This is a genomic window from Luteimonas sp. GW821-FHT14E02 (genome assembly GCF_058803905.1).
Map to the genome: position 1 here is coordinate 16832 of NZ_JBXAPK010000016.1, position 25386 is coordinate 42217.

Consider the following 25386-nt stretch of genomic DNA (forward strand, 5'->3'; position numbering starts at 1 on the left):
ACGGATGGCACCCATGATTGCAGGGCTCGACGGACTGCGCTTCAGCCATTGGCAAGCCGAGCAGCGCGACGACGGCATCGTCGTGCTGACCCTCGACCGCGCCGGTGAGTCGGTCAACACCTTCTCGCAGGCGGTGATCCTCGAACTGGACGCCCTGCTGGAGCGTCTGTCGATCGATCCGCCCAAGGGACTCATCCTGCGCTCCGGCAAGGCCAAGGGCTTCATCGCCGGCGCCGACATCCATGAATTCCAGGAACTCGACGCCAAGGGCGTGATCGGCGATTCCATCCGCCGCGGCCAGGTCGCGTTCCAGCGCCTGGCCGACCTGCGCTGCCCCACGGTGGCCGCGATCCACGGTTTCGCCATGGGCGGCGGCACCGAGGTCACTCTCGCCTGCCGCTATCGCGTCGCCAGCAACGATGCCAGCACGCGCATCGGCCTGCCGGAAGTGAAGCTCGGCATCATTCCCGGCTGGGGCGGCAGCGTGCGGCTGCCGCGCCTGATTGGCGCGCCGGCCGCGTTCGATCTGATGTTGACCGGACGCACGCTGTCCGCCAGCGCGGCGAAGGCGGTCGGGTTGGTCGACAAGGTCGTCGATCCGGCGCAACTGTTCGACGCGGCCGTCGAACTCGTCCACAAGGGCGCACAGCGTCCGTTCAAGCAGCGCTTCCTCGCCTGGATCACCAACACCTGGCCCGTGCGTCAGGCGCTCGCGCCCACGCTGACCAAGCAGGTCGCGCGCAAGGCGCGCAAGGACCACTACCCTGCCCCGTTCGCGATGATCGAAACGTGGCGCCGCAGCAGCGGCGGCATGCAATCGCTGCTCGCGGCCGAACGCAAGACGGTGGTGAAGCTGGCGAGCACGCCCACCGCGCGCAATCTGGTGCGCATCTACTTCCTGCAGGAGCGCATGAAGGCGCTCGGCGGCAAAGAATCGGGCATCAAGCACGTGCATGTGGTCGGTGCCGGCGTGATGGGCGGCGACATCGCGTCCTGGTCGGCGTACAAGGGCTTCGAGGTCACGCTGCAGGATCGCGAGCAGGAGTACATCGACAAGGCGATGGCGCGCGCGCAGGAACTGTTCGCGAAGAAAGTGAAGGACGAAGCCAAGCGTCCGGAAGTCGCCGCGCGCCTGAAATCCGATCTCAACGGCGATGGCATTCCGAACGCCGATCTCGTCATCGAGGCGATCATCGAACGATCGGAAGCCAAGCGCGAACTCTACGACGCCGTCGAGCCACGCCTGAAACCCGACGCGCTGCTCACCACGAACACCTCCGCGATCCCGCTGACCGAATTGCGCGAGCACATCCGTCGTCCGGCACAATTCGCCGGCCTGCATTTCGTCAATCCCGTGCCGCTGATGCCACTGGTGGAAATCATCCATCACGACACGATGGCGCCGGAGACGCAGCAGCGCCTGGCCGCCTTCTGCAACGCGATCGGCAAACTGCCGCTGCCGGTGGCGGGCACGCCGGGCTTCCTGCTCAATCGCCTGCTGTTCCCCTATCTGCTCGAAGCGGCAACTGCGTATGCCGAAGGCATTCCCGGCGCGGTGATCGACAAGGTCGCGGTGAAGTTCGGCATGCCGCTCGGACCGGTGGAACTGCTCGACGTGGTCGGCCACGACATCGCCTACAACGTGTTGCAGGAACTGGCGCCGTTCCTCGGCCTGCAGGCACCGCCCGCGCTGGCCACGGCACCGGAGCCCGGCAAGCGCGGCAAGAAGGACGGCCAGGGCGTCTATGTCTGGGAGAACGGCAAGCCGAAGAAGCCCGAAGTGCCGAAGGACTACAAGGTGCCGGAGGATCTCGAAGACCGACTGATCCTGCCGCTGCTCAACGAAGGCGTGGCCGTGCTGCACGACGGCGTGGTCGCCGATACCGATCTGATCGATGCAGGCATGATCTTCGGCAGCGGCTTCGCGCCGTTCCGCGGTGGTCCGATGCAGTACATCCGCGAGACCGGCGCCGATGCGATGCTGGAACGGCTGAAGGCATTGCAGGCGAAATACGGCGATCGTTTCGCGCCGCGTCCCGGCTGGGATTCGCCCGCGCTGCGATAAGCACGCGCGCGCTCCGCATGCGGCGAAGCCTCGCGCGTTCGCCGCATCGGCAGCACCATGCCGCCATGCTGCATGGCAATATCGGCTGGCCCGAAGCGCTAAGCCGGTTGTCACTTTTTGAGATCACGCGCCTCCCATGTCGCGGCGAGACTGCCGCCGGACGCATCGCATGCGTCAGCCGATAGACACTCTCGCCAGATTCCGCGTCCGCATTCGCTCAGGATGAGCCGTTCGTGCAAGGTCCAAGACTAGGACCGTCGACAGGAGTTTTCGCGAGGGAACAGACAACCCTGGGAGGGGCCTCGCTAGTGAAAATTCAACGCACGAAAGACGCGCCGGGCACGGACACGGCGTCACGCAAGAATTCGCCGCAGCACCGGCGCCCGGTTTTCTGGTCATTGACTGCATTGGCCCTGGTGTCCGCACTTGCCGCGGCTTCGATGCCCTCGCTGCTGCAAACCGAATCGACAGCGAACAGCAGCACATCAACAGACACGACAACATCGACTGCGATCGCCACAACGAGTGGCGGCGTGATCGCCAACAGTGTCCCCGTCGGCGATGCCGTGTACGATCGCCCCGCGCTGTATGGCCTGGGCAAGGACACCGATCGCGTCATCGCGATGGACGATGGCGTGCGCCTGCGCGCCGACGTTTACTACCCGACCAATCCTGTCACCGGCCAGCGCGCCACCGGCGCATTCCCGGTGCTGTTGCAGCAAACCGTCTACGGCAAGCAGCTGGTGCAGATCTCCGGCAATCTGGATCCCGACAACACCGGCCACCTCGCCCTGCTTGGCGCGATCCTCGATCCGCTGATCGGCCCGCAGGTCGCCGGCATCTCCGCCACCGACGTCCCGTTCCTGGTCAAGCACGGTTACATCGTGGTGGTCAGCGACATCCGCGGCACCGGCCAGTCCGAGGGTGTGTGGGAGCTGTTCCAGCCGAAGGAAGCCACCGACGGTGTCGCGATGGTCCACTGGGCCGCCGCGTTGCCCAACTCCAGCGGCAAGGTCGGTCTGTTCGGCCTTTCGTACATGGGCATGGTGGCCTACAACACCATGGCGAAACTGCCCAAGGGTTCGCCTGTGAAGGCGGCGTTCCCGATCTTCGCCGACAACAATCTCTATCGCGAGCTGTTCACGCAGGGCGGCATTCCCAACGTCGCGTTCGACTACACGATCGGCCTCAACACCATTCCGCTGTTGGGACTGGTGAATCCGGCCCTGGGCCCGGTGCTGCAGGCCGTGCTCAACAACGACACCGAGGCGCTCGCCGAAGGCATCTTCAATCTGATTCCGACCGAACTGCAGCACGTCCAGCAGTGGAATCAGTTCGTCATTCCGACGGTGCTAGAGGCGAACTTCAACGGACCGCGCGCCTACGATCAGGATTACTGGTATTCGCGCAGCGTCGCTGGTCAGCTGGACAAGATCGTCGCGACCGATATCCCGATCTTCGCTGTGGGCAGCTGGCGCGATCTGTTTCCCAGAGGCGCCCTGCACAACTACGTCGGCCTGCAGAATCTGTCCGCGGGACGGCCAGCGGAAGTGCCGATGCTGCCTGGGCAGACCGTCACGCCACGCTACCAGCTGATCATGGGCGACTGGACGCATACCACCTCCGACATCCAGGTGATCCGTCCGCTCATGCTGGAATGGTTCGACACCTGGCTGTACGACATGGACACGCCGCTGCGGCATGAGAGCAACCCGCTGCACCTGTACCAGATGTCCGGCCCCGGCGACGAACTCAACCAGACCGCAGGCATCTGGCGCGGCGGCAAGACCTGGCCGCTGCAAGGCACCCAGGCCAGCAAGTTCTACTTCAGCGGCCAGCGCTCGCCCGACACCGCCAGCTTCGCCTGGAACGATGGCCTGCTGACCGCGTCATCACCCACGGTCAGCAGTGGCTTCAACCAGCTCAAGCACAAGCTGTTCTCTTCTCCGTGCAATGTGCAGACGAATCAATGGTGGGCCGGTACGCCAGCGCTGCTCAGCGGATTGTTCGGCTTCGACATCCCGTGCCTCAACACCGGATCCAGCAACGACTCGACCATGAGCCTCGGCGGTCTGACCTACACCACACCGGCCTTCAGCCAGGACATGGTGATCGCGGGTCCGATCGATGCCGCGATCTACGCCTCGCTGTCGCGCCTGCCGGGCACGTTGCCCAGCGACATTCAACTGGTGGCGACGATCGAACAAGTTGCACCGAACGGCGATTCATTCCCGATCAGCAACGGCGCGCTGCTGGGATCGCATCGCGCGCTCGACACCAGCAGGACCTGGTACGCGAACAACGGCGAACCGCTCCAGCCTTACGCCTACTTCACCCAGGCGAAGCAGCAGAGCGTGCCGGCGCCGCCGCTGGGACTCACCTATCCGCTGTTCTGGGGAGCGGTCACCCGCTACGACATCGAGGTGACGCCGACCTTCGCCAGGATTCCCGCCGGCTCGCATCTGCGCGTCACCATCACCACCGCCGACACGCCGCACCTGTTCCCGACACTGACCCAATTCGGCACGCTGATCGGCGGCGTCTACGGCATCCAGCACAACCGCAACGCCCCGTCCTTCATCAATGTGCCGATCTTCCCGGCATCGGCTTTTGACACGCCGTGCTCGCACGCGTGCCCGACGCAATGAAATTGCGACCCGAAATCTTCGTGCCTCAATGATCTGATTGTCACAGGCGAGCCCGAATATTCGGGCTCGCCTGTCATGCGGCGAACATCAATCCAGCTTGTAGACGAACTCGGCAGCCACTTCACGCCCAACCGGATCGGCGACGCAATACGCGAAACCGCCGCACCACTTGTCCTGGTAGTGCTTGTTGAAGATGTTGCTCACGTAAAGATTGATCGTCGCGTTGTCGTTGATCTTGTAGCCCGCGCTGGCGTTCCAGTAGATCCTGTCCTGGTTGTAGTAATCCACCAGTTCCGTCTTCTGGTTGTAGGTCGGGCTGTTCGGATCGGTATCGGTGCAACCGTTGACGGCTTCCGGACGGAAACCATCCGCGAACGGCGTGCATCCGCCGTAACGATCGCTTCTCGTTCCGCTGATCCAGTCGGTGAAGATCGTCGCGTTCCAGCGCTTTCCGCTGTCCCAGGCGACGCTGGCGCGTCCCTTGTAGCGTGGCTTACGATCAATATCTCGCGTCTCCAAAAACGGATCGCCCGAGTACTGGCGCGACCGGTAGCTGCGCTGATGGGTGTAGTTCAGCGAGAAATTAAAGGTGCCCCAATGGTCGGTCGCCAGACGGTAGCGCGAGGACATATCGACACCGCTGACGCTCTGTTCGGCACGATTGATCGGCCCCACCACTACTCCGGTCACCTCGCTGGCGGCATTGCGCGTGACGCGGGCGATCTGTATCTGGCACAACCGTTCGCTGGGCGGCGCCACACGCGGCGAACCATCCGGCGTCTGTCCCGTCAGGCAGTAGGCCTCGTCCTTCAACACCTGATCGGCATCCACATCGTCGATCTGGTTCTCGAGATTGATGCGCCAGTAGTCGGCGCTGAACGACAATCCCTCGATGATGTCCCAGACGAAACCGTAGGTGAACGAATCGCCTTCCTCGTACTTCAACTCTTCCGAACCCTCGCGCGAAATCTCCGGGTTGTCGACCAACCAATCATCCCGGTTACAGACGCCATTCAAGCGGCCGTTGCGGATGCAGGTGAGGTAATCGGTCTGATCGGCGATGCTGACGCTCGGGTCGGCGTACACGAAATGCATGTCCGGCGCGCGGAAACTGGTGGCGTAGCTGCCGCGCAGCAACAGATTGCTGAAGGGACGCCATTCGAGTCCGGCATTCCAAGTCGTCGCGGCATCGTCGGCGACCGCGTCGTAGCGGTCGTAGCGCGCCGCGGTGGACAGTGTCAGCGTCTTCAACAGCGGGATCTTGAACTCCACGCCCGCCGCGTAACGCTTGCGTTCGCCGCCGCCCTGCTCGACGTTGCCGAACGGCGTGTAGTAGACAGGGCTGGTGCCCAAGGTGTTCCGATCGGGATGCAGCTCGTAGCCCTGCTTCGCCGCTTCCAGGGTGCCAGCGAAACCGATCGGTCCCGCCCAGCCTTCGAACAGATTGCCGCTCACCGTGAAGCTGCCCTGGGTGATCCAGGATTCCGCACGCTTGCGGCCAACCACCGCGATCCTCTCGTAGTCGTGCTGCGAGATCGGATACCAGAGCCGGTCGTAGTTGGGCATGCGGATGGTGGTGCTGCCATCGGGACCGACGCCCAGCGATGGCCCCAGGAAGTATTCCGCCGCCCTGGCTTCGTGGATCGACGGAAATTTCTCTTCCACCGTGTATTCGCCGCGCCCCAGGCTGAACTCCCAGTCGAAGCGGTCATGGAACATCGTGCCGCGCAGGCCGGTCGAGAGATCCCAGGACAGTTCGTTGGAACGCGTGAGCGCGTTATCGGCGCCACCGATCTGGCCAGGCGTGAAGAATTTCGCCAGATTGAGCGCAACCGTGCCTCCCTCGATCCTCGGATCGTAGAAATTCTCGCTGCCCCAGGCCGTCATGAAGGTGTTGCTTTCACCTGTCGACTTCCACACGCCGACTGTCGCCCAGGCCTGCAGACCGTTATCGAAGTCGTAGTTGCCGTACAGATAGCCCGACAAGTCCTTGCTGCCGTTCTTCAAGCCCCAGTAACGGAAGACAGCCGACTGGGCGCAATACGCGCCCTGCTCCGTCACCGTGCCGGTGTTGCGGTCGTACCTGTGGCGTGCCTGGGTATAGAACTCACCTTCGTTGGAAGCACAGGCACCTTCCGGCGGTGCGTAGTAGAAACTGCCGTCGGCTCGTCTCAGGCGGATGCCATTGCTCGGATGCTGGTAGACGGTGCCGAAGAAGCGATCCTCGGGTCCGCTGGCGCGGTACGGACGATCCAGTTCCGAATCCATGAACGGACGATCCTTGGCGAGCAGTTCGCCGCGATCGAAGTACTGGAAGGTGTAGGCGAGGCTCCACTTGTCGCCGTGCTTGCCGCCGGACCAGGAGATGTCCTTGACGATGCGTCCGCCTTCGGTGCTGGTGCCCCAGCGCGCGCGGAACGTGTCGTCGTCGATGTCCTTCTTCAGGATGACGTTGACCACACCGGCGACGGCGTCGGAACCGTAGATTGCCGAGGCACCGCCGGAGAGCACTTCGATGCGCTCGACGATGCCGGTCGGGATGTTGTTGTAATTGGCGAAGTTGCTCTTGCCCTGATACGGCATCGGGTAGTCAGCAACGCGGCGGCCGTTGATCAGCAGCAGGCTGCGGCCCGGTCCCAGATCGCGCAGGTTGAGCGGGCTGGCGTTGACCGAGCTTTGCCCCCAGTCGTAGTCGTTCTGCACGCTGCCGGTGGCTTCGGTCAGTGTGGTCAGCGCCTCGTAGACGGTGGTGAAGCCTTCCGCCTTGATCTGCTCGCCGGTGATGATCGTCACCGGCGCGGGGCCTTCGACCTCGCTGCGTTTGATGCGCGAGCCGGTGACGCTCACCGTGTCGAGTTCGGTGGCCTTGGTCTTCCCTTCCGTGGACGGTTCGGTTTCCTGCGCGGCCGCGGGGGCCGATGAAATCAGTGCCAGCAGTGCGCTGGCCAGGATGTGGCGACGAAAGCGGATGGACTGTGCCATGGACGAGATCTCGGAAATGAGTGATGGAACGACGCTTGGCGCCGCATGTCCGAGAATTTGTCTCGATCTAATTCCGGAATTTCCACGCCCCCGTGTTCCGAAACCCCGATCGACTCCCCGTCTGCGACCCACCCCCTGAATCGATCTAAATTAGGCCTGTGTGAAGGTTTCTTTGCATTCTGCATTGCAACAAGACGCTGCCGGACGGAAAGTCGGGCCGAAAAATCATTTTTGAATCAACATTTTATATATGAACGTAATCATGAATACGTTCAGCAGATCCCGCGCTTCCACCACTGAATGCGCAAAAGTGCGCAACCCATGATGGGGGGTCGTTGATTTCGATGGCCTGTCGCACACGGCGATGCGCACGCACCAACGCTTCTTCAGCCGGACTGCAGCGCCTGCTTCAGTGCGCGCACATGCGCCGCCTGCGTCTGCATCCAGTCGACATCCAGACCCGACAATGACGGATTGCGGAATCTCATCGCGGACGCTTGCACGCCCTTGGCGGATGCATGCAATTCGCGCACGCCGGTCAGGCGCGCGATCTCGGCGATGTTGTCCGGCGTGATCCCTGCCCCGGCCATGATGCGCAGGCGCGATCCCGCCTGCGCCACATGCGCGGCGATCGCAGTGGCGCCTCCGCGCGCGTTCGCGTGCGCGCCTGAGGTCAGCACGCGTTCGCACCCCAGGGCGATGATCGCTTCGAGCGCCTCGACCGGATCGCGCGCGGCATCGAATGCGCGATGGAAGGTGATTCGCATCGCCCCGGCCGCATCGATCAATTCGCGGCAGACCGATGTCGCGACGGCACCATCCGCGTCGAGGGCGCCGAGCACGACGCCGTCGCATCCCAGGCGTGCGCAATGCTCGATGTCGCGACGCATGGTTTCGACTTCCAATGCGCCGTACAGGAAATCGCCGGCGCGCGGCCGGATCAGCACGTAGACAGGAATACGCAGGCGCTCGCGCGCCATCGCTACGGTGCCGTGCGAAGGCGTGGTGCCACCCTCGCCCAGGTTCTCGCACAGTTCGATGCGATCGGCGCCGCCTTCCTGCGCGGCGATTGCGGAAGCCAGTGAATTCGCCGCGATCTCAAGCAATGGCATCGGCGTCTCGCTCATGTTTGCGCCGTCGTGTAGACGGACTTCGCATCGAGCAGGGAATCCTGCTTCGCCGCATCGCAGACCGCGTAGACGAAGCCCCGATGCAATGCGAAGGCACCGACCTCCCCATGCTTGTTCAAGGCGAGGAAACAGACCTGCAGGCTCTTGCTCGCCTCCGGCCGCTTGCGCACCACGCGCTCGATCGCTTCGCGACAGGCCTCCATCGGCGAACGGCCCTGGCGCATCAGTTCGACGACAAGAAAACTGGCGGCGTTGCGGATCATTTCCTCGCCCACACCGGACGCCGTCGCGGCGCCGACTTCGTTATCGACGTACAGGCCCGCGCCGACGATCGGACTGTCACCGACGCGGCCATGCAGTTTCCACGCCATGCCGCTGGTGGTGCATGCGCCGGCCAGCTTGCCGCTGTTGTCGATGGCGAGGATGCCGAGTGTGTCGTGATCGTGTTTGTTTCCAGGCTTGCTGTCCGGGCGACCCGCGCGTTCGGCGTTGATCACGGGCTTGTATTCGGAAGTCTTCAGCCATTCGCGCCAGGCCTTGCGCGCGTCGTCGGTGAGCAGCGGCGTCTTCTCGAAGCCTTGCGCGATGGCGAACTGCTGCGCGCCCTGCCCGACCAGCATCACGTGCGGCGTCTTCTCCATCACGGCGCGCGCCACCGAGACCGGATGCGCGATGTCCTCGAGCGCGGCCACGGCGCCGCAACGGCCGTCGCCGTCCATGATGCTGGCATCGAGCGTCAGCACGCCGTCGCGATCCGGATAGCCGCAATGACCAACCGTGGAATTGCACAGATCGGATTCGGCCCAGCGCGCGCCCGCCTCGATGGCGTCGAGCGCGGAGCCGCCGGTCGAGAGCACCTTCCACGCGGCACCGTTGGCGCCGACGCCGAAATCCCAGGTGGACACCACCTTTGCGCCGGACCTGGCAGGTGCCGCGCCTGCGCCTGGCAACGCCAGCGCGCCGGCTGTCAGCAGCGAGGATTGGAGGAAACGGCGTCGGGTCGTCATGGCGGATTGTCCGAAAAAGGCTTATTTCACGAAATGCAAAAATGCATCTGACTCGGGATCGTCATTCCGGCGCAAGCCGCAATGACGAATGTGAAGAGTACCGACCGATCCCGTCATTCTGTCAGGGGTTCTTCGTGTCGTGTGCCGCTTCCGGCGCCGGTCGCGCCGCGCTCCGATAAACCGCCACCTTGGCGATCCGCACCGGGCCATAACCATAATCGATGCTCAGGCGCAGCTTGCGCGCGCGCACCGGCTCGATGCGTTCGAGCTTCTTGTGGCCGATGGTCGTGCCCCAGGCCAGCGGCGCCCAGGCGCCGTCGGTCCAGCGTTCGATCCGGTAATTCGCGATGTTCTGGCCGTGCGCGATCGCTTCCTGCAGCTCGATCACGTCGAATTCGATGTCGCGCGAAGATTCGAACTCGATCCATCCGGAATGCTTGCCGTCCGCCTCCCAGTACGTATCCATGTCGCCGTCGAGCACGCTCGCGGGCGCATGCCCACCCGCCTGCGCGCTGGCGCGCACGCGCGCACCCGAGAGGAAGCTACCGCCACCGAACAGCGCGCGACGCTTGTCCGCGAACGCCTTCAACGCCCGCACATCGTTCTCGTGGAACAGCCCCTCGCGCGTGGGCGGCACGTTGAGCAGCAGTTTGCCGTTGCGCCCGACCGAATCGAAATACAGGCCGAGCAGGTTGTCGGCGCTGCGCACCTTCGCATCCTCTTCCGGATGCCAGAACCAGCCGGGCCGGATCGAGACGTCGCATTCGCCCGGCCGCCACACCGTGCCATCGGGATCACCCTGCCCGAGCGCCTGCGCCACCCAGGGCCGATCGAAGCCCGCATGCGGCACACGCGCTGGATTCACCGTCGACCAGCAGGTGGTGTCCGCGATGCCCTTCTCGTTGCCGATCCAGCGCACGTCCGGTCCCGCGTCGGAGAAGATCACCGCGTCGGGTTGCAGGCGCCTGACCGTGGCGTGGATGCGCGGCCAATCGTAGCTCTGCCGCTTGCCGTTGGGGCCTTCGCCGTTGGCACCATCGAACCAGACTTCGACGACCGGGCCGTATTGCGTCAGCAATTCGGTCAGCTGCGCGATGTAGTACGCGTTGTACGCCTCGCCGCTGCCATAGCGCGGTTCGTGACGATCCCACGGCGACAGATAGAAACCGACACCGAGCCCTTCCGCGCGACAGGCGTCGACGAATTCGCGCACCACATCGCCCTTGCCATTCCGCCACGGACTGCTCTTGACCGAATGCGTCGTGGTCGCGGTCGGCCACAGGCAGAAGCCGTCGTGATGCTTGGCCGTCAGGATCATGCTGCCGAACCCACCGGCTTTCGCCGCGCGCGCCCATTGCCGTGCGTCGAGTCGATCCGGCGCGAAGATGCGCGGATCCTCGTCGCCCATCCCCCACTCCTTGCCGGTGAAGGTGTTGACGGTGAGATGCACGAACATCGCCAGCTCTTCGCGCTGCCACACCAGTTGCGCGGCACTCGGTCGCGGACGCGCCGGTGCCGTTGATGCCTCCGGCGCGCAAAGCCCCGGTCGTGCGAACCCGAGTGCCGCCGCGGCGCCACTCACCTGCAGAAATCGACGACGCTCCATCTCCTCGCCCTCCAGCTTGAACGGAAACCCAGCTCGAACAAAACGATCCCGCGATCACGAGAATCGCCAGAATTTAATCGATCTAAATCCACTCACATGAAAAAACGGCGCAACGGATCGCGGCGCACGACGCAATCGTGATCATCATCCGTTTTCCCCGCGATCGAGATACCAGGCGGCCGCGCCGAGCAGTCCGTAGCGGCCATGATCGATCACCGACACCGGCACCTGTTCCAGCACGCTGCGCAGCACACCCTTGTTGAGATAGCGCTCGACGAAGCGGCTGCTGAGCAGGAACGGCTTGATGTGCGCCGGCATACCACCCGCCAGATAGACCGCCTGCGCGCCGAAGGTCAGCACCAGATCGCCGATCAGGCTGCCGAGCATGGCGCAGAAAATCTGCAGCGCCTCCTCGGCCTGGATATCGGTACCGTTCTGCGCCGCCTGCGCGACCTCGGCCGGACTGGCCAGCACGGGCACCGCGGCATCCAGCTCGCACAGGCAGCGGTAGAGATTGAGCAGCCCCGGCCCGGACAGCGCACGCTCGTTGTCGACATGCGGCCAGCGCGTCAGGAAGTGGCCCACGATCGCCAGCTCGCGTTCGTTGCCCGGCGCCAGCGCCGCGTGGCCCGCCTCGGTCGCGAGCACTTGCGGCGGCACGCCCGTGCCGCGCGACGGCGTCCACAGGGCCGCCCCCAATCCTGTGCCGGGGCCGATCACCAGCGTCGCGCCGCGCGCCGGCGGTGTCGCGGGGCCGGTCAGGCGCACGGATTCGGCGGGATCGATGTACGGCGTCGCGTAGGCCATCGCCTCGAAATCGTTGACCAGCTGCAGATCGCGCAGCGACAGCGTGTGGCGCATCCGCGACAGCGCGACCGGCCACGGCAGGTTGGTGTTGACCAACTCGTCGCCGTGCAGGACGCCGGCAATGGCGATGACCGCGCGATCGGCTTCGCGCGCGCCGGAGTCGCGCAGGAACTGCGCGACGATGTCCGACAGATCGGGAAAATCGGCACAGGCGTACTGGCGGAAATCCAGCATCGCCACCTTGCCGGGCATCCCGGTGGGCGTCTCGGCCCGCATCAGCGCGATACGGGCATGGGTGCCGCCGACATCGGCGGCGACGAAAGGTCTCGCGTCCGGCGAACGGGTGGCGGACAGGACGGTGGCGCTATGAGCCATGTTGCTCCAGGTCAGCTTGCTGCGCCGCAAGTCTAATCAGGAACGTCCCGACTTGTTCAAAGGTTCCGTGACACGGGCATCGGATCACGCCGCCAGCGCGATGGAACACGCGGAATCGAACATGTAAGTGTTTGATTCGCGGACGATGGGTTCACGGTTGCATTTGCAACCACTGCGGTCGCGCGACCGCAGCGATCACATCGTGTGCGTGCGCTTGTCCGCGCTCAGCATGCCGGCCAGCAGGGTTTCGATCCTCGCCCGCACGGTCTCGCCTTCGGCGGTCTCGGCGAATTGCACACCGACACCCGCGGTGCGGTTGCCTTGCGCGCCGGCCGGCGTCACCCACACCACCTTGCCCGCCACGGGCAGGCGCTCGCCCGATTCGGGCAGCGTGATCAGCAGGAACACCTCGTCGCCGAGGAAATAGCGCTTGGTCGTCGGCACGAAGATGCCGCCGTGCTTGAGATACGGCATGTAGGCGCCGTACAGCGCCGCCTTGTCCTTCACGACCAGCGACAGGATGCCCTGCCGCGCGCCCGCTGCTGCGTTCATCGCCTTCCCCTCGGCATGTCCGTGGCGGAGCCGCTGCCGCGCCACGCAAGCAACAGTTCCACGACTGCAAGATCGGCACGCACCGTCGTCCGCAAAAGATCGCGGGTGCGGTTGGCCGCGTCGAACCAGGCGGCCAGCTTCCGCATTCGCACCGGATCGGTCAAGCCGCCCGCCTCGGCCAGCGCCAGGTCGGCGGCGTGGCGCAGGCGCAGCGCGGCATCCTCGTCGGCGGTCCAGCGTTGCGCGGTTTCGACGACGGCGAGATCGCCCTTCGCCAGCTTGACGAGATCGCCGGCCACCTCGCGCCGCAGCGCCATGCCACCATCGCGCAACCAGGCGTCGGCAAGGCCGGGATGGCCGCGCGCGGCGTCCAGCGCTTCCGTGGCCGCCTTGTCGGCATGCCCTTGCGCGTGCAGCCAGGCCAGCGCTTCCTCGCGCGGCGGCAGACGCAGTTCGAGACGCTGGCAGCGGCTGCGGATCGTCGCCGGCAGGCGCGCGGGATCGGCGCTGATCAGCCAGAGGTAGCGTCCCGGATGCGGCTCTTCCAGCGTTTTCAGCAACGCGTTGCAGGCGGCGTGGTTGACGGCGTCGGCGGGATCGACAATGGCGATCTGCGCGCCGCCGTATTGTGGCGTCAGCGCGAGTTTGGCGGAGAGATCGCGGATCTGCTCGATCACGATCTCGGTGCGCAGCCGCGTGCCTTCCTTGTTGAACTCCAGGCCGATGGCATGGAAATCCGGATGCGTACCGGCTGCGAGCAGCTGCGCCGCGCGCGCGTCGTGATCGGCACCGAGCGCGTGATGCGCCAGTCGATCGGCCAGCGCGCGCTTGCCCAGCTGCGCCGGCCCGCAGATCAGCAGCGCATGGCCCATGCGTCCGCTGTCGAGCGCGGCCTCGGCCTGTTCGTAGGCGCGCTGTTGCCAGGGCGCGAAAGCAGGTGTCGTCACGGCCGTCGCTCCAGCCATCCGCGCAGCTGTGCGACGGCTTCGCCGGCGACGGCCTGCGCCGGTTGCGAGGCATCGATCACGCGGAAACGTTGCGGATCGGCGGCCGCACGCGCGCGATAGGCGGCGCGCACGCGCTGAAAGAATTCGTCACGTTCGCTTTCGATGCGATCGGGGTGCAGGTCACGTCCGCGCGTGCGTTCGCGTCCCTGCTCGACATCGATGTCGAGCAGCAGCGTGAGCCCCGGCCGCAAGCCGACGACACGGCGCTCGAGATCGGCGATGAACTCCGGATCGAGACCGCGTCCGCCGCCTTGATACGCGTAGCTGGAATCGGTGAAGCGATCGCTGATCACCCACGCGCCGCGTTCCAGTGCCGGCCGGATCGTCTCGCGCACATGCTGCGCGCGCGCGGCGAACATCAACAGCAATTCGGTTTCCGGCGCCGGCGGTTCGTGCGAAGGATCCAATAGCAGATTGCGGATCTGCTCCGCCAGCGGCGGGCCGCCGGGCTCGCGCGTGCTCACCACCTCGAAGCCACGGTCGCGCAACGCCGCACGCAGCGCGTTGAGCACCGTGGTCTTGCCGGCACCCTCGCCGCCCTCGAGCGAAACGAAGTGTGGATGCGATTCGAGCAGGTTCATTTCGGCCCGTATTGCGCGCGATAGCGGCTGATGTAGGCGCGCACCGCGGCCGCATGCTCATCCAGCGTCCGGGTGAACACATGCCTGCCGCTGCCGTCACCGACGGCGACGAAGAACAACGCATCGCCCGCTGCCGGCTTGGTCGCGGCGAACAGCGCGTCCTTGCCCGGCATCGCGATCGGCGTCGGCGGCAGGCCGTCACGGGTGTAGGTGTTGTAGGGCGTGTCGGCGAGCAGGTCAGTCTTGCGGATGTTGCCGGCGTAGGCGCTGCCCATGCCGTAGATCACGGTGGGATCGGTCTGCAGGCGCATGCCGAGCTTCAACCGTCGCGTGAACACGCCGGCGATCTGCGGCCGCTCGCTGGCGATGCCGGTTTCCTTCTCGACGATGGAAGCGAGGATCAGCACCTCCTCCTTGTTCTTCAGCGGCACGTCGGACGCGCGCGCCTGCCAGGCGGCGTCCAGCGCCTTTTCCAGGTCCGTGTTTGCCCGCTTGAGGATGTCGAGATCGCTGTCCTGACGCGTGTAGACGTAGGTTTCCGGCAGGAAGCGGCCTTCCGGATGCAGCCCTGGCTTGCCGATCGCGCGCATGAGCGCGGCATCGTCGAGCTGCGTGATGGTCTGCTTCAGCGGCGTCGCCTTCGCCAGCGCGGCGCGCAGTTCGCGGATGTTCCAGCCTTCCACCAGGGTGAAGCGATAGCTGATGACCCTGCCGTCGCGCATGCGCTCGAGCAGCGAACGCGGCATGGTGGTGCCGGCTTCGAGCGCGTATTCGCCGATCTGGATCCGGCCTGCCGCGCCGAGTTGTCGCGCCAGCAATTGCCATTCCAGGTTGTGCCCCTCGCGCACGCCCAGCGCGCGCAGGCGCGAGAGCACGCGCGGCAGCGTATCGCCGCGTTCGACCACCAGACTCTCGCCGGCATCGATGCCGGTGAGTGGCGTCTGCACGAATTTCGTGTAGCGGTCGTAGGCCCAATACGCGAACGCGCCGGCCAACAGCGCCGACAGCACGAAGAAAATGCCGATCCCGGACTTGAGCCGACTCATGGCAGAACAGTTCCGTCAGTCATGGCCGCTGAGGATACCCTGCGCCAGCGTCTTCCAGTGCTTTCAGCATGCCGCGCGCCTTGGCGCGGGTTTCGTCGAGTTCGCGCTGCGGGTCGGAATCGGCAACGATGCCCGCGCCCGTGCGGAAGCGCAGATCCGCGCCCTCCACTTCCGCGCTGCGGATGAGGATGTTCAGATCCAGATCGCCATCACGGTTGAGCCAGCCCATCGCACCGGTGTAGGCGCCGCGACCGACGCCTTCCAGCTCGGCGATGATCTGCATGCAGCGCACCTTGGGACAGCCGGTGATGGTGCCGCCGGGAAACACGGCGCGGATCACATCGCCGGGGGTCGCGTCCGCGCGCAGGCGTCCGCGCACGTTGCTGACGATGTGATGGACGTGGGCATAGCTTTCCACGCTCATCAGTTCGTCCACCTCGACGCTGCCGCCGACACAGACGCGGCCGAGATCGTTGCGCTCCAGATCGACCAGCATGACGTGCTCGGCGCGTTCCTTGGGATGACCGACCAGTTCGCGGATGCGCGCCGCGTCGTCGTCGCCCGGCGCATGTCCTTCAGGAGCCCGTGGCCGCGTGCCGGCGATCGGGCGTGTTTCGGCCAGATCGCCGCGCACCGACACCAGCCGCTCCGGCGAGGCGCTGACCACGGCCCAGTCGTCACCGGCGAACAGGCCCGCGAACGGCGCCGGGTTGGCCTCGCGCAGGCGTGCGTACAGGCACGCGGGATCGAGCGCATCGGCGAAGCGCGCACGCCAGCCGCGCGACAGGTTGGCCTGGAAGATGTCGCCCGCGGCGAGGTAATCGAGGATGCGTTCCACGCCATGCACGAAGGCATCGGGGTCGTCCTCGGAAATCTCCTGCGGCTCCTGCCACATCGGCAGTGGCCGCAACGACCGCGAGCGCGCGAGATCGACGTCGATGGCATCGAGCATCCCCGCCGCCTGCGTCTCCGCCACGGCGATGCATTCGCCCGTGGCGCGGTCGCGCATCACGGCGGCGGGGCAGCGCAATGCCAGCGCGGTCGGCAATGATCCGGGCGCCTGCGGCAGCTTCAGCACGGGCTCCACCTGCGCCGCGAGTTCGTAAGCGAGGAACAGCGCCCATCCGCCGCGGAACGGCCAGCGCGGCTCCTCGCGCGGCAGGCGTCGTTCGTGCCAGACGAGATCGAGCGCGGCGAGGAAGTCGTTGCCGAGGTCGCGGCCGTCGCCGTCGCGCACGGCGCCGTTCGTCGTGCGCAACGATTCGCCGCTCGCGGCCAGCAGCATGTCCCAGCGTGCATGCGCGGGGCCGTCGGCCACGGATTGCAACAACAACGGATAGCGCCGCGGATCGACGCGATGCAGCGCCAGCAAATCCACATCCGCGGAGAGTGTGCGAGTGACGAGCATGCGTTCGCTCTACCCTTCCCCCTCCGGGAGAAGGCGCCCCGCAAGGGCGGATGAGGGCGGGAGAATCCAGGCGCCCAGGAACGCTCCCCGGCCAGTCATTCTCCCTCCCTCATCCGGCGCTTCGCGCCACCTTCTCCCAAGGGGAGAAGGAAAAATCAGATGCGCTTGAATATCAGCGTGCCGTTGGTGCCGCCGAAGCCGAACGAGTTCGACATGGCGATGTCGACCTGCACCTCGCGCGCCGTGTTCGGCACGTAGTCGAGATCGCAGCCTTCCGACGGATTCTCCAGATTGATGGTCGGCGGAATCACGCCGGTATGCAGCGCCAGCGTCGAGAACACCGCTTCGACACCGCCGGCCGCGCCCAGCAGATGGCCGGTCATCGACTTGGTGGAGCTGACCATCACCTTGCCTGCGTCATCGCCGAGCACGCTCTTGATGCCCATCGTCTCGGCGAGATCGCCCGCCGGCGTGGAAGTGCCGTGCGCGTTGATGTAACCGATGTCCGACGGATTGAGACCGGCGTCCTTGATCGCGTTGCGCATGCAGCGCGCGCCGCCCTCGCCGTTCTCGCTAGGCGCGGTCATGTGATACGCGTCGCCGCTCATGCCGAAACCGATCAGCTCGGCATAGATGCGCGCACCGCGCGCCTTGGCGCGCTCGTATTCCTCGATCACCAGGATGCCGGCGCCGTCGCCCATGACGAAGCCGTCTCGGCCCTCGTCCCAGGGGCGCGAGGCCTTGGTCGGATCATCGTTGCGCGTGGACAGCGCCTTCATCGCGCAGAAACCGCCGAGCGAGGTCGGTGTGGTCGCGAACTCGGCGCCGCCGGCGATCATCACGTCGGCCTCGCCGTACTGGATCATGCGCATCGCCAGGCCGATGTTGTGCGTGGCGGTGGTGCAGGCGGTGACGGCGGCGATGTTCGGGCCCTTGGCACCGGTCATGATCGACACCTGGCCCGCGATCATGTTGATAATCGTGCTGGGCACATAGAACGGCGAAATCTTGCGCGGGCCGCCCTCGTGATACTTGATCGTGGTTTCCTCGATGCCGTTGAGGCCACCGATGCCGGCGCCGATGGCCACGCCGATGCGCTCCGGATCGGCGGAGATTTCCAGACCCGCGTCCTTGATCGCCATCAGCGCGGCGGCGACGCCGTAGTGCACGAAGGGATCCATCTTCTTGATGTCCTTCGGCGCGAAATAGGCGGCCGGATCGAACCCCTTCACCTCGCCGGCGATGCGCACGGGGAAGGCGGAAGCATCGAAATGCGTGATCGGGCCGATGCCGGAGCGGCCGTTGATGATGCCGTCCCAGCTCGATGCGAGGTCGATGCCGAGCGGCGAGACGATGCCGAGACCGGTGATGACGACGCGACGTTTGGACATTGCGGACTCCTAGGACCTGTTGCGCCCGCCCACACGCGCTGTCGCGAATGGGCGTTCAAAATGCCCGAGGCCGCATGCGCGGCCCCGGGGTTGTTTCAGAACGATCGCTTCACGAATCGCTGAATACGCATGCTTTTCGTGAGAGGTTCCGCCATCGAACCGCGCCGTCAGCGCAGCGTAATGGCTGAACGCTCGGCATTACGCCTTGACGTGCGCCTTGATGTAGTCGATCGCCTGCTGCACCGAAGTGATCTTTTCGGCTTCCTCATCAGGGATTTCGCATTCGAACTCTTCCTCGAGCGCCATCACCAGCTCGACGGTATCCAGCGAGTCGGCGCCGAGATCATCGACGAAAGAAGCGCTGCTGCTCACTTCTTCTTCCTTGACGCCCAATTGTTCGACGACGATTTTCTTGACGCGTTCTTCGATGCTGCTCATTGGCTGTTGGCTCCGGAGGGGGCTGTTTCAGGGAATAGTGTAATGGGGGTGAGCCCAGGCGAGCTAGCGCGGCATGCCGCGCTGCCTGGGTGAACGCCCGGCCATGGATGGCCGGGCCGGACGTTCCGAAGCCTACGATGCGCCGCCATGGACGGCAAACGTGAGGTTTCTGAAATCAAAAAATACAAGACTCAACCTTTTAAAAACGGCAACTTAGCCGCGATTCTTATGGCATGTACATGCCACCGTTAACGTGCAGGGTTTCCCCCGTAATGTACGCGCCCCCCGGCCCGGCAAGGAACGCGACCGCACGCGCGATATCGGCCGGCTCGCCCAGATGGCCAAGCGCGATCTGGCCCAGCAGCGCCTCTTTCGCCGATTCCGGCAGGTCCTTCGTCATGTCGGTGGCGATGAACCCGGGCGCAACCACGTTGACGGTGACACCGCGCGAGCCGATCTCCTTCGCCAGCGACTTCGAGAACGCGATGATGCCGGCCTTGGCCGCGGCGTAGTTGGCCTGCCCGGCGTTGCCGGTCACGCCCACCACCGAGGCGATGTTGATGATGCGGCCCTTGCGCGCCTTCATCATGCCGCGCATCACCGCTTTCGACGTGCGATAGACGCTGGTGAGGTTGGTGTCGAGAATCACCTGCCAGTCCTCGTCCTTCATCCGCATCAGCAAATTGTCGCGGGTGATGCCGGCGTTGTTGACGAGAATCGAGATCGGGCCGACTTCCTTGGCCACCGCGTCGATCAACCCATCGACCGCTTCCGGCTCGGTGACGTTGAGCACCCGGCCCTGCCCGCCAGCGGCCTGCAGGCGCGCGCCAATCGCTTTTAAACGAGCATCGATCGCCTGCGCGCCGGCCTCGCTGGTGGCGGTGCCGATGACGATGGCGCCCTGCGCGGCGAGTTCGTCTGCGATCGCCGCGCCGATGCCGCGGCTGGCGCCGGTGACGAGGGCGACTTCGTTGGCAAGAATTCCACTCATCCAAAACACTCCGGGAAAATCAATTAATCGATCGTCCGTGCGCCGGGCCAAACCACGGCCTGCGCGACAATGACCCTGGTGCCGTCGAAAGTCGCGGCGGGGCTTCCATGCAATACGTATCCCATCTCCAGCATCTCACTCACTCGCTGGCAGAACCTGTCGTCATCCGGCCCCGTCAACAAGCGATAGGTGGGAAGAGCGTCTGGCTTTTCCTTCATCAGCCCTTCCACTCTTGAATGGCGGCGTCGAATTCGCCCGGCGTGCCGAGCGTGCGCGTATCGAGCGATTTGTCGATGCGCTTGATCAGGCCCGCGAGCACCTTGCCCGGGCCGCATTCGGCCACGCGCGTCGCGCCCCTGGCGGCGAGCGCCTGCACGCAATCGGTCCAGCGCACCGGCAGGTAGAGCTGACGCACCAGCGCGTCGCGGATCGAGGCGATGCCTTCGTGCACTTCGGCATCGACATTCTGCACGACCGGCAGGCGCGGTTCGCGCCACTGCAGGCCCGCCATGGTTTCGGAAAGACGGTTCGCGGCCTCGCGCATCAGCGGCGTATGCGACGGCACGCTGACGGCGAGCTTCACCGCCTTGCGCACGCCCTTCTCGGCGAGCAGCGCGAGCGCGCGATCGACCGCGGCGGCATGGCCGCCGATCACGATCTGGCCCGGCGAGTTGTAGTTGGCGGGCACCACGACTTCACTGCCCGACGCCTCGTTGCAGACTGCGCGCACGAGTTCGTCCTCGGCGCCGATCACCGCCGCCATCGCGCCGGTGCCGGCTGGCGCGGCTTCCTGCATCAGCTGTCCGCGGATGCGCACCAGATGCGCGGCATCGCGCAGCGACAGCGCTTCGGCGGCGACGAGCGCGGAGTATTCGCCGAGGCTGTGGCCGGCCAGCCAGGCCGGCCGCGAGCCGCCCTGCTGATTCCAGGCGCGCCAGACGGCGATGCCGGCCGCGAGCAGCGCCGGCTGCGTGTATTCGGTGTGGTTGAGCTGCTCTTCCGGGCCGCCCTGCGACAAGGCCCAGAGATCGACGCCCGCGCCATCGGACGCTTCCACGAACGTTTCGCGGACGACCGGGTGCAGTTCCGACAATTCGGCCAGCATCGCCAGCGACTGCGAGCCCTGGCCGGGGAACACGAATGCGAGCGTGGAAGCGGTCAAGCGCCTGTTCCTTGCATGGGGCGACGATTAAGACGGGCGATAAGAGGCTGGCGATGATACGTGCGAACCGGCGCCCCTGTCTGTACTGGGGCGTATGCGTGAGGCTCCCGTCACACCAGCCCGTGTCACGTCAGCCCGCATCACGTCAGCCCGCGTCACGCCGCTGCACTGCGGATCGCGAAGATCGAATGCGCCAGCGCGCGCGCCGAGCGGCCGAGCCGGCGCAACGGCCGCTCCAGCCAATGCAGGCGATCGCCGACGGCGCGCGCATGCAGGCCGACGTCCACGGGTTCTTCACGAAAGGCCTGGTTGAGCATGCCGATCAGCGCATCCGGACGATCGTCGTAATACGGCGCGATACCGAACGTGAAGAGCACCCAGTCACGCGCCTGCGCCTGTTCGAGCGTCATCACTTCGAGCGGGTCTTCCTCGAAATCGAGGAAGCCGATGCGGCCTGCGTCATCGACGGCGATGTTGCGCGGCAACGGCTGGCCGAAATAGGCGCCACGCTGATGCGCGCCACCCATCGCGGCGATGGCCGCGCGCGTCAATGCATCCACCCGTTCGTGATCGTCGCCCACCTCGCGCAGTTTCATCGCCAGTGACGGGCCGAGATCGCCAAGCCGCAGCGTTGTTTCGTCTTCGCCCAGCAACGCCGGCACGGGCACGCCCTGCGCATGCAGCTCGCGCAGGCGTCGTGCTTCGGTGGCCTTGGCCTTGGGGCCGCTGCGATGCGGCGGCGGGCGCAACGCGCCCAGCGCGAGCCGGCGGGCGATGGCATCGAGCACCGCGAGACTGAACCGGCGGGTGCCGCCATCGGGGTACGACTTGATCCAGGCGCGGCGGCCTTCGACAACGGTGGAACGGACGGACATGACGAAATCGTCTTCGTCCGGCATTCCGCATCGCGTGAATGCCGGAATCGCGATCGAGCTTCGCTCAATAGCGCAGCAGCGCCGATCCCCAGGTGAAGCCGCCGCCGAAGGCTTCCAACAGCAGCAGCTGGCCGCGCTGGATCTTGCCGGAACGAATGCCCGCATCGAGCGCGAGCGGCACCGAGCCGGACGAGGTGTTGCCATGCTTGTCGACGGTCACCACCACGCGATCCATCGGCATGTCCAGGCGTCTGGCGGTGGCTTCGATGATGCGCAGGTTGGCCTGATGCGGGATCAGCCAATCCAGATCGTGCTTGTCGAGATTGTTGGCGGCCAGGGTTTCGTCCACGACCGCGTCCAGCGCCTTCACCGCATACTTGAAGACGTCATTGCCCTTCATGTTGATGCGCGAACCGGCGTTCTTCTCGTTTTCCTTGAAGCCGGTCGAGACACCGACCGGATTCCACAGCAGGTCCTTCTTGCTGCCATCGGCATGCAGATGCGTGCTGAGGATGCCGGTTTCGGTATCGGCCTTGAGCACCACCGCGCCGGCGCCGTCACCGAACAGCACGCACGAGGTGCGCTCGGTCCAGTCGACCATGCGCGTGAGCGTTTCCGCACCGACCACCAGCACCGTCTTCGCGGCACCGGAAATAATGAACTTGTCGGCCACCGCCAGCGCGTAGACGAAGCCCGAACAAGCGGCATTGACGTCGAGCGCGGCGATGCCGTTGGCACCGATGCGGTTCTGCAGCAGGCAGGCCGTGGACGGGAAGATCAGATCGGGCGTGGTGGTGCCCAGGACGATCATGTCGAGATCGGCGGCACTGACACCAGCCGCTTCCATCGCACGCACGGCGGCGTGGTAGGCCAGGTCGCCGGTGGTTTCGCCTTCGGCGGCGATATGGCGCTCGCGGATGCCGGTCCGGGTGACGATCCACTCGTCACTGGTGTCGACCATCTTCGCCAGATCGTCGTTGGTCAGCACTTTTTCCGGCAGGTAGCTGCCGGTGCCGGCGATGCGCGCGTAGATGCGCTTATTCGAAACGGACTCACTCATCGGAAGACCTTGCCCTTGCATCGGGAAGTCTCAAAAGCCGTGCGCCGGAGACTTCACCGATCAGGCCGCGTCGATGACGCAGCAAGACGGGAAGATTCCGGCGTCTGGCTCTCAAGCATTCATTTCGGCGGAACCCCGCGGACCGGAAAACGGCACGGCGCGGGGACGGAAGCCGGGTTCAGTCTTCTTCGACGACCTTGGTCTTCGGCTGAATCACCTGCTTGCCGCGGTAGTAGCCGTCGGCGCTGACGTGATGGCGCAGATGGGTCTCGCCCGAGGTCGGGTCGGTCGACAGCTGCTTGGCGGTCAGCGCGTCGTGCGAACGGCGCTGGCCACGGCGGGAGGGGGTAACGCGGGACTTCTGCACAGCCATGGGATTGCTCCAGCTTTAAATCGGGATAACGGAATTCTGGGGTGTTGCGTGGTGTTTCAAATGCTTTCGAGTCAGCTGCCTCGACTCAATCTTTCTTCTTCAATGCCGCCAAGGCCGAGAACGGATTGGCGCGTGTTTCCTCGTCCGCCTGCACCGGCCAGTCGCGTTCGACCGTCTCCGAGCCCGGCTTCACCGGCACCAGCGGAACGGCGAGGATCAGTTCATCCTCAACCAGTTCGAGCGGATGCAGCATGCCGTCCTCGGCGACCAGCAGCGCCTCGTAGCCCGGCGGCAGCGCGGCTTCGTCCGCTTCATCACGGATCAGGCCGAGCCGCTGCACCATGCTCACCGGAAGCAGGAAGCGTTGCAGCGTGCGCTGGCATTGCAGCGGCAGCGCGGCTTCGATTCGCAACTCCACGTACGGGACCTGCAGCGTGTCGCGATCGAAATCGAGGGCGAACATCACCTCGCCTTCGTCATCGAGCAACGCCTCGCGCAAACGCGGCAGCGAGGACAACGGCTGGCGGCCCTCGAAACCGCGCCTGGCCGCGACCATGCGCCAAGCATCGAGCATCTCGGGCACTTCTGCGGACATAAGCCGCAGAATGTTAAAGGCACCCCCACCCGCTGTCAAACCCGCCCGGGCCGCAAACCCTTGTCGTGGCGGAGGAATTTGCCCGCCGCCCAGAGGCGCGGCAGACTGCCCGTCCACCCGCCGGAGCCCGCCTTGACGCCGATCCTCGTCCCGATCGCCGCCGCAGCCGCCGTTGTCCTGGCCGGGCTCGCCGCCACATTCTGGCTGCGCCACCGCGCCAGTGCCCGCAGGCACGCCGTGGGCCGGCTCCTGGATGCCGCCGACGAACTGGAAGCCCGCCTCCGGGCCGCCCGGGCCGAAATCGAGGCCTCCGCCGGCGCCACCATCGACCCCGTCCGCGAGGCCATGCAGGAAATGCTGCGCCAGCGCCTGTGGCTACAACAGCATGGCAGCCGGGCCTCCCTCGACCAATTGCGCTCGGTCCGGGAATCGATCGACGCCGCTCGCCAGCGCATCGACCAGCAACTGTGGCGGATCGAGCGCGCCCGTGCGTCCTTGCATTAGGCTCCCGCCCCTGAGACACGGACGATCCGACCAATGAACCTGATCCTCGCCTCCACCTCCCGCTATCGCCAGGCCCTGCTCTCGCGCCTGAACCTCCCCTTCGAGGTCATCCGCCCGGAAGTGGATGAAACGCCCCTGCCCGGCGAAACGCCATTCGAACTGGTGCAGCGCCTGGCCCCGATGAAGGCGGGCGCCGTGGCCGCCCGCAAACCCGATGCCTGGGTGCTGGGATCCGACCAGATCGCCGAACTCGACGGCGACCCGCTCGGCAAGCCGGGCCACCGCGAACGCGCCATCGCCCAGCTGAGCGCGATGTCCGGGCGCACCGTCGCCTTCCACACCGCGGTCGCGATCGCGCATTGGGACGGACCGATCCTCACCACCCTCGACACGACACTGGTTCGCTTCCGCAATCTGTTGCCGGATGAGATCGAGCGTTATGTGGATGTCGAGCAGCCATTTGATTGTGCGGGCAGTTTCAAGTCGGAAGGGTTGGGGATCACGTTGTTCACCGCGATCGAGTCGCGGGATCCGACCGGGTTGATTGGGTTGCCGTTGATTGAGACTGCGCGGTTGTTGCGGGAGGTTGGGTTTCAGTTGCCGTAGTTTGGTTTTCTGCTTCTGCTTCTGCTTCTGCTGGCTGCGTTGCTTGCTTGGCAGCAAAGCAAAGGCGTTTCGTCCGCTACGCGACCGAGTTCATTTCTTTACAGTTCTCTGTAACAGCAAAAGCGTTTCGCCCCTGAAGGGGCGAGTTCATTTCTTTTGATAAGCGTCAAAAGAAAC

General features: G+C 65.3%; 24 protein-coding genes. 4 read left to right on the plus strand and 20 right to left on the minus strand.

Annotated elements, in window-relative coordinates; translation table 11 throughout:
• Positions 1 to 13 precede the first annotated feature (13 nt).
• Positions 14 to 2065 (plus strand): 3-hydroxyacyl-CoA dehydrogenase NAD-binding domain-containing protein, encoded by a 2052-nt coding sequence (locus AC1RNP_RS18745; protein WP_493052815.1) that lies wholly within the window; start codon positions 14 to 16, stop codon positions 2063 to 2065.
• Positions 2066 to 2381: 316 nt separating this feature from the next.
• Here the strand turns inward: AC1RNP_RS18745 and AC1RNP_RS18750 are convergent, their stop codons facing one another.
• A complete protein-coding gene (locus AC1RNP_RS18750) occupies positions 2382 to 2609 on the minus strand; it encodes a hypothetical protein (RefSeq protein ID WP_493052816.1) in 228 nt (75 codons plus the stop codon).
• On the opposite strand from AC1RNP_RS18750, the gene AC1RNP_RS18755 reads away from it, so the two are divergent.
• Positions 2599 to 4713 (plus strand): CocE/NonD family hydrolase, encoded by a 2115-nt coding sequence (locus AC1RNP_RS18755; protein ID WP_493052817.1) that lies wholly within the window; start codon positions 2599 to 2601, stop codon positions 4711 to 4713. The genes AC1RNP_RS18750 and AC1RNP_RS18755 overlap by 11 nt on opposite strands.
• A gap of 87 nt (positions 4714 to 4800) precedes the next feature.
• Here AC1RNP_RS18755 and AC1RNP_RS18760 read toward each other — a convergent pair whose 3' ends face one another.
• The 19 genes from AC1RNP_RS18760 to AC1RNP_RS18850 form a co-directional block, all read right to left on the minus strand.
• Complete coding sequence (locus AC1RNP_RS18760; RefSeq protein ID WP_493052818.1) at positions 4801 to 7695, minus strand: TonB-dependent receptor plug domain-containing protein; 2895 nt, start codon at positions 7693 to 7695, stop codon at positions 4801 to 4803.
• 386 nt (positions 7696 to 8081) lie between these two features.
• Entirely contained in the window at positions 8082 to 8822 is a 741-nt protein-coding gene (locus AC1RNP_RS18765) for a copper homeostasis protein CutC (protein WP_493052819.1), read from the minus strand.
• Complete coding sequence (locus tag AC1RNP_RS18770) at positions 8819 to 9832, minus strand: glycosylasparaginase (protein WP_493052820.1); 1014 nt, start codon at positions 9830 to 9832, stop codon at positions 8819 to 8821. Before AC1RNP_RS18770 ends, AC1RNP_RS18765 begins: the two co-directional genes overlap by 4 nt.
• Before the next feature lie 121 nt (positions 9833 to 9953).
• Positions 9954 to 11438 (minus strand): alpha-L-fucosidase, encoded by a 1485-nt coding sequence (locus tag AC1RNP_RS18775; protein ID WP_493052821.1) that lies wholly within the window; start codon positions 11436 to 11438, stop codon positions 9954 to 9956.
• 144 nt (positions 11439 to 11582) lie between these two features.
• On the minus strand, positions 11583 to 12620 hold the full coding sequence (locus AC1RNP_RS18780; RefSeq protein WP_493052822.1) for a glucokinase: 1038 nt from the start codon (positions 12618 to 12620) through the stop codon (positions 11583 to 11585).
• A gap of 195 nt (positions 12621 to 12815) precedes the next feature.
• Positions 12816 to 13172, minus strand: a complete 357-nt coding sequence (locus AC1RNP_RS18785; RefSeq protein ID WP_493052823.1) for a PilZ domain-containing protein — start codon at positions 13170 to 13172, stop codon at positions 12816 to 12818.
• Positions 13169 to 14137: a DNA polymerase III subunit delta' gene (locus AC1RNP_RS18790; RefSeq protein WP_493052824.1), complete on the minus strand. Its 969-nt coding sequence runs from the start codon at positions 14135 to 14137 to the stop codon at positions 13169 to 13171. Before AC1RNP_RS18790 ends, AC1RNP_RS18785 begins: the two co-directional genes overlap by 4 nt.
• Positions 14116 to 14760: a dTMP kinase gene (tmk, locus tag AC1RNP_RS18795; RefSeq protein WP_493052825.1), complete on the minus strand. Its 645-nt coding sequence runs from the start codon at positions 14758 to 14760 to the stop codon at positions 14116 to 14118. The genes AC1RNP_RS18790 and tmk overlap by 22 nt, the downstream gene beginning before the upstream one ends.
• Entirely contained in the window at positions 14757 to 15806 is a 1050-nt protein-coding gene (gene mltG / locus AC1RNP_RS18800; RefSeq protein WP_493052826.1) for an endolytic transglycosylase MltG, read from the minus strand. The genes tmk and mltG overlap by 4 nt, the downstream gene beginning before the upstream one ends.
• A 19-nt stretch (positions 15807 to 15825) precedes the next feature.
• Positions 15826 to 17214 (minus strand): aminodeoxychorismate synthase component I, encoded by a 1389-nt coding sequence (locus AC1RNP_RS18805; protein ID WP_493052827.1) that lies wholly within the window; start codon positions 17212 to 17214, stop codon positions 15826 to 15828.
• Positions 17215 to 17369: 155 nt separating this feature from the next.
• Positions 17370 to 18605 carry a beta-ketoacyl-ACP synthase II gene (fabF, locus tag AC1RNP_RS18810; RefSeq protein ID WP_493052828.1) on the minus strand — a complete coding sequence of 412 codons (1236 nt, stop codon included), beginning with the start codon at positions 18603 to 18605 and terminating at the stop codon, positions 17370 to 17372.
• A 198-nt stretch (positions 18606 to 18803) separates the two neighbouring features.
• Positions 18804 to 19043, minus strand: a complete 240-nt coding sequence (gene acpP / locus AC1RNP_RS18815; RefSeq protein WP_226470517.1) for an acyl carrier protein — start codon at positions 19041 to 19043, stop codon at positions 18804 to 18806.
• 226 nt (positions 19044 to 19269) lie between these two features.
• Positions 19270 to 20034: a 3-oxoacyl-ACP reductase FabG gene (gene fabG / locus AC1RNP_RS18820; protein WP_493052829.1), complete on the minus strand. Its 765-nt coding sequence runs from the start codon at positions 20032 to 20034 to the stop codon at positions 19270 to 19272.
• Between the two features lie 23 nt (positions 20035 to 20057).
• Positions 20058 to 20252: a DUF1737 domain-containing protein gene (locus AC1RNP_RS18825; protein ID WP_493052830.1), complete on the minus strand. Its 195-nt coding sequence runs from the start codon at positions 20250 to 20252 to the stop codon at positions 20058 to 20060.
• Entirely contained in the window at positions 20252 to 21196 is a 945-nt protein-coding gene (fabD, locus tag AC1RNP_RS18830) for an ACP S-malonyltransferase (RefSeq protein WP_493052831.1), read from the minus strand. The genes AC1RNP_RS18825 and fabD overlap by 1 nt, the downstream gene beginning before the upstream one ends.
• A gap of 155 nt (positions 21197 to 21351) precedes the next feature.
• Positions 21352 to 22071 (minus strand): BUD32 family EKC/KEOPS complex subunit, encoded by a 720-nt coding sequence (locus AC1RNP_RS18835; protein ID WP_493052832.1) that lies wholly within the window; start codon positions 22069 to 22071, stop codon positions 21352 to 21354.
• Between the two features lie 64 nt (positions 22072 to 22135).
• Positions 22136 to 23131, minus strand: a complete 996-nt coding sequence (locus tag AC1RNP_RS18840; protein ID WP_493052833.1) for a beta-ketoacyl-ACP synthase III — start codon at positions 23129 to 23131, stop codon at positions 22136 to 22138.
• A 178-nt stretch (positions 23132 to 23309) separates the two neighbouring features.
• Positions 23310 to 23504, minus strand: coding sequence for a 50S ribosomal protein L32 (gene rpmF / locus AC1RNP_RS18845; RefSeq protein ID WP_493052834.1), 195 nt, complete (start codon positions 23502 to 23504; stop codon positions 23310 to 23312).
• Between the two features lie 85 nt (positions 23505 to 23589).
• Positions 23590 to 24099 carry a YceD family protein gene (locus tag AC1RNP_RS18850; protein WP_493052835.1) on the minus strand — a complete coding sequence of 170 codons (510 nt, stop codon included), beginning with the start codon at positions 24097 to 24099 and terminating at the stop codon, positions 23590 to 23592.
• Between the two features lie 132 nt (positions 24100 to 24231).
• Here AC1RNP_RS18850 and AC1RNP_RS18855 point away from each other — a divergent pair, with 132 nt between their 5' ends.
• Positions 24232 to 24603, plus strand: coding sequence for a hypothetical protein (locus tag AC1RNP_RS18855; protein WP_493052836.1), 372 nt, complete (start codon positions 24232 to 24234; stop codon positions 24601 to 24603).
• Positions 24604 to 24636: 33 nt separating this feature from the next.
• Positions 24637 to 25209: a Maf family protein gene (locus tag AC1RNP_RS18860; RefSeq protein ID WP_493052837.1), complete on the plus strand. Its 573-nt coding sequence runs from the start codon at positions 24637 to 24639 to the stop codon at positions 25207 to 25209.
• Positions 25210 to 25386 lie beyond the last annotated feature (177 nt).

Bases quoted from the DNA above. Each gene is read 5' to 3' on its own strand.
- AC1RNP_RS18745 (WP_493052815.1), top strand. From the start codon at position 14: ATGATTGCAGGGCTCGACGGACTGCGCTTCAGCCATTGGCAAGCCGAG.
- AC1RNP_RS18760 (WP_493052818.1), bottom strand. From the start codon at position 7,695: ATGGCACAGTCCATCCGCTTTCGTCGCCACATCCTGGCCAGCGCACTG.
- AC1RNP_RS18765 (WP_493052819.1), bottom strand. From the start codon at position 8,822: ATGAGCGAGACGCCGATGCCATTGCTTGAGATCGCGGCGAATTCACTG.
- AC1RNP_RS18770 (WP_493052820.1), bottom strand. From the start codon at position 9,832: ATGACGACCCGACGCCGTTTCCTCCAATCCTCGCTGCTGACAGCCGGC.
- AC1RNP_RS18775 (WP_493052821.1), bottom strand. From the start codon at position 11,438: ATGGAGCGTCGTCGATTTCTGCAGGTGAGTGGCGCCGCGGCGGCACTC.
- AC1RNP_RS18780 (WP_493052822.1), bottom strand. From the start codon at position 12,620: ATGGCTCATAGCGCCACCGTCCTGTCCGCCACCCGTTCGCCGGACGCG.
- AC1RNP_RS18785 (WP_493052823.1), bottom strand. From the start codon at position 13,172: ATGAACGCAGCAGCGGGCGCGCGGCAGGGCATCCTGTCGCTGGTCGTG.
- AC1RNP_RS18790 (WP_493052824.1), bottom strand. From the start codon at position 14,137: ATGGCTGGAGCGACGGCCGTGACGACACCTGCTTTCGCGCCCTGGCAA.
- tmk (WP_493052825.1), bottom strand. From the start codon at position 14,760: ATGAACCTGCTCGAATCGCATCCACACTTCGTTTCGCTCGAGGGCGGC.
- mltG (WP_493052826.1), bottom strand. From the start codon at position 15,806: ATGAGTCGGCTCAAGTCCGGGATCGGCATTTTCTTCGTGCTGTCGGCG.
- AC1RNP_RS18805 (WP_493052827.1), bottom strand. From the start codon at position 17,214: ATGCTCGTCACTCGCACACTCTCCGCGGATGTGGATTTGCTGGCGCTG.
- fabF (WP_493052828.1), bottom strand. From the start codon at position 18,605: ATGTCCAAACGTCGCGTCGTCATCACCGGTCTCGGCATCGTCTCGCCG.
- acpP (WP_226470517.1), bottom strand. From the start codon at position 19,043: ATGAGCAGCATCGAAGAACGCGTCAAGAAAATCGTCGTCGAACAATTG.
- fabG (WP_493052829.1), bottom strand. From the start codon at position 20,034: ATGAGTGGAATTCTTGCCAACGAAGTCGCCCTCGTCACCGGCGCCAGC.
- AC1RNP_RS18825 (WP_493052830.1), bottom strand. From the start codon at position 20,252: ATGAAGGAAAAGCCAGACGCTCTTCCCACCTATCGCTTGTTGACGGGG.
- AC1RNP_RS18835 (WP_493052832.1), bottom strand. From the start codon at position 22,071: ATGTCCGTCCGTTCCACCGTTGTCGAAGGCCGCCGCGCCTGGATCAAG.
- AC1RNP_RS18840 (WP_493052833.1), bottom strand. From the start codon at position 23,131: ATGAGTGAGTCCGTTTCGAATAAGCGCATCTACGCGCGCATCGCCGGC.
- rpmF (WP_493052834.1), bottom strand. From the start codon at position 23,504: ATGGCTGTGCAGAAGTCCCGCGTTACCCCCTCCCGCCGTGGCCAGCGC.
- AC1RNP_RS18850 (WP_493052835.1), bottom strand. From the start codon at position 24,099: ATGTCCGCAGAAGTGCCCGAGATGCTCGATGCTTGGCGCATGGTCGCG.
- AC1RNP_RS18860 (WP_493052837.1), top strand. From the start codon at position 24,637: ATGAACCTGATCCTCGCCTCCACCTCCCGCTATCGCCAGGCCCTGCTC.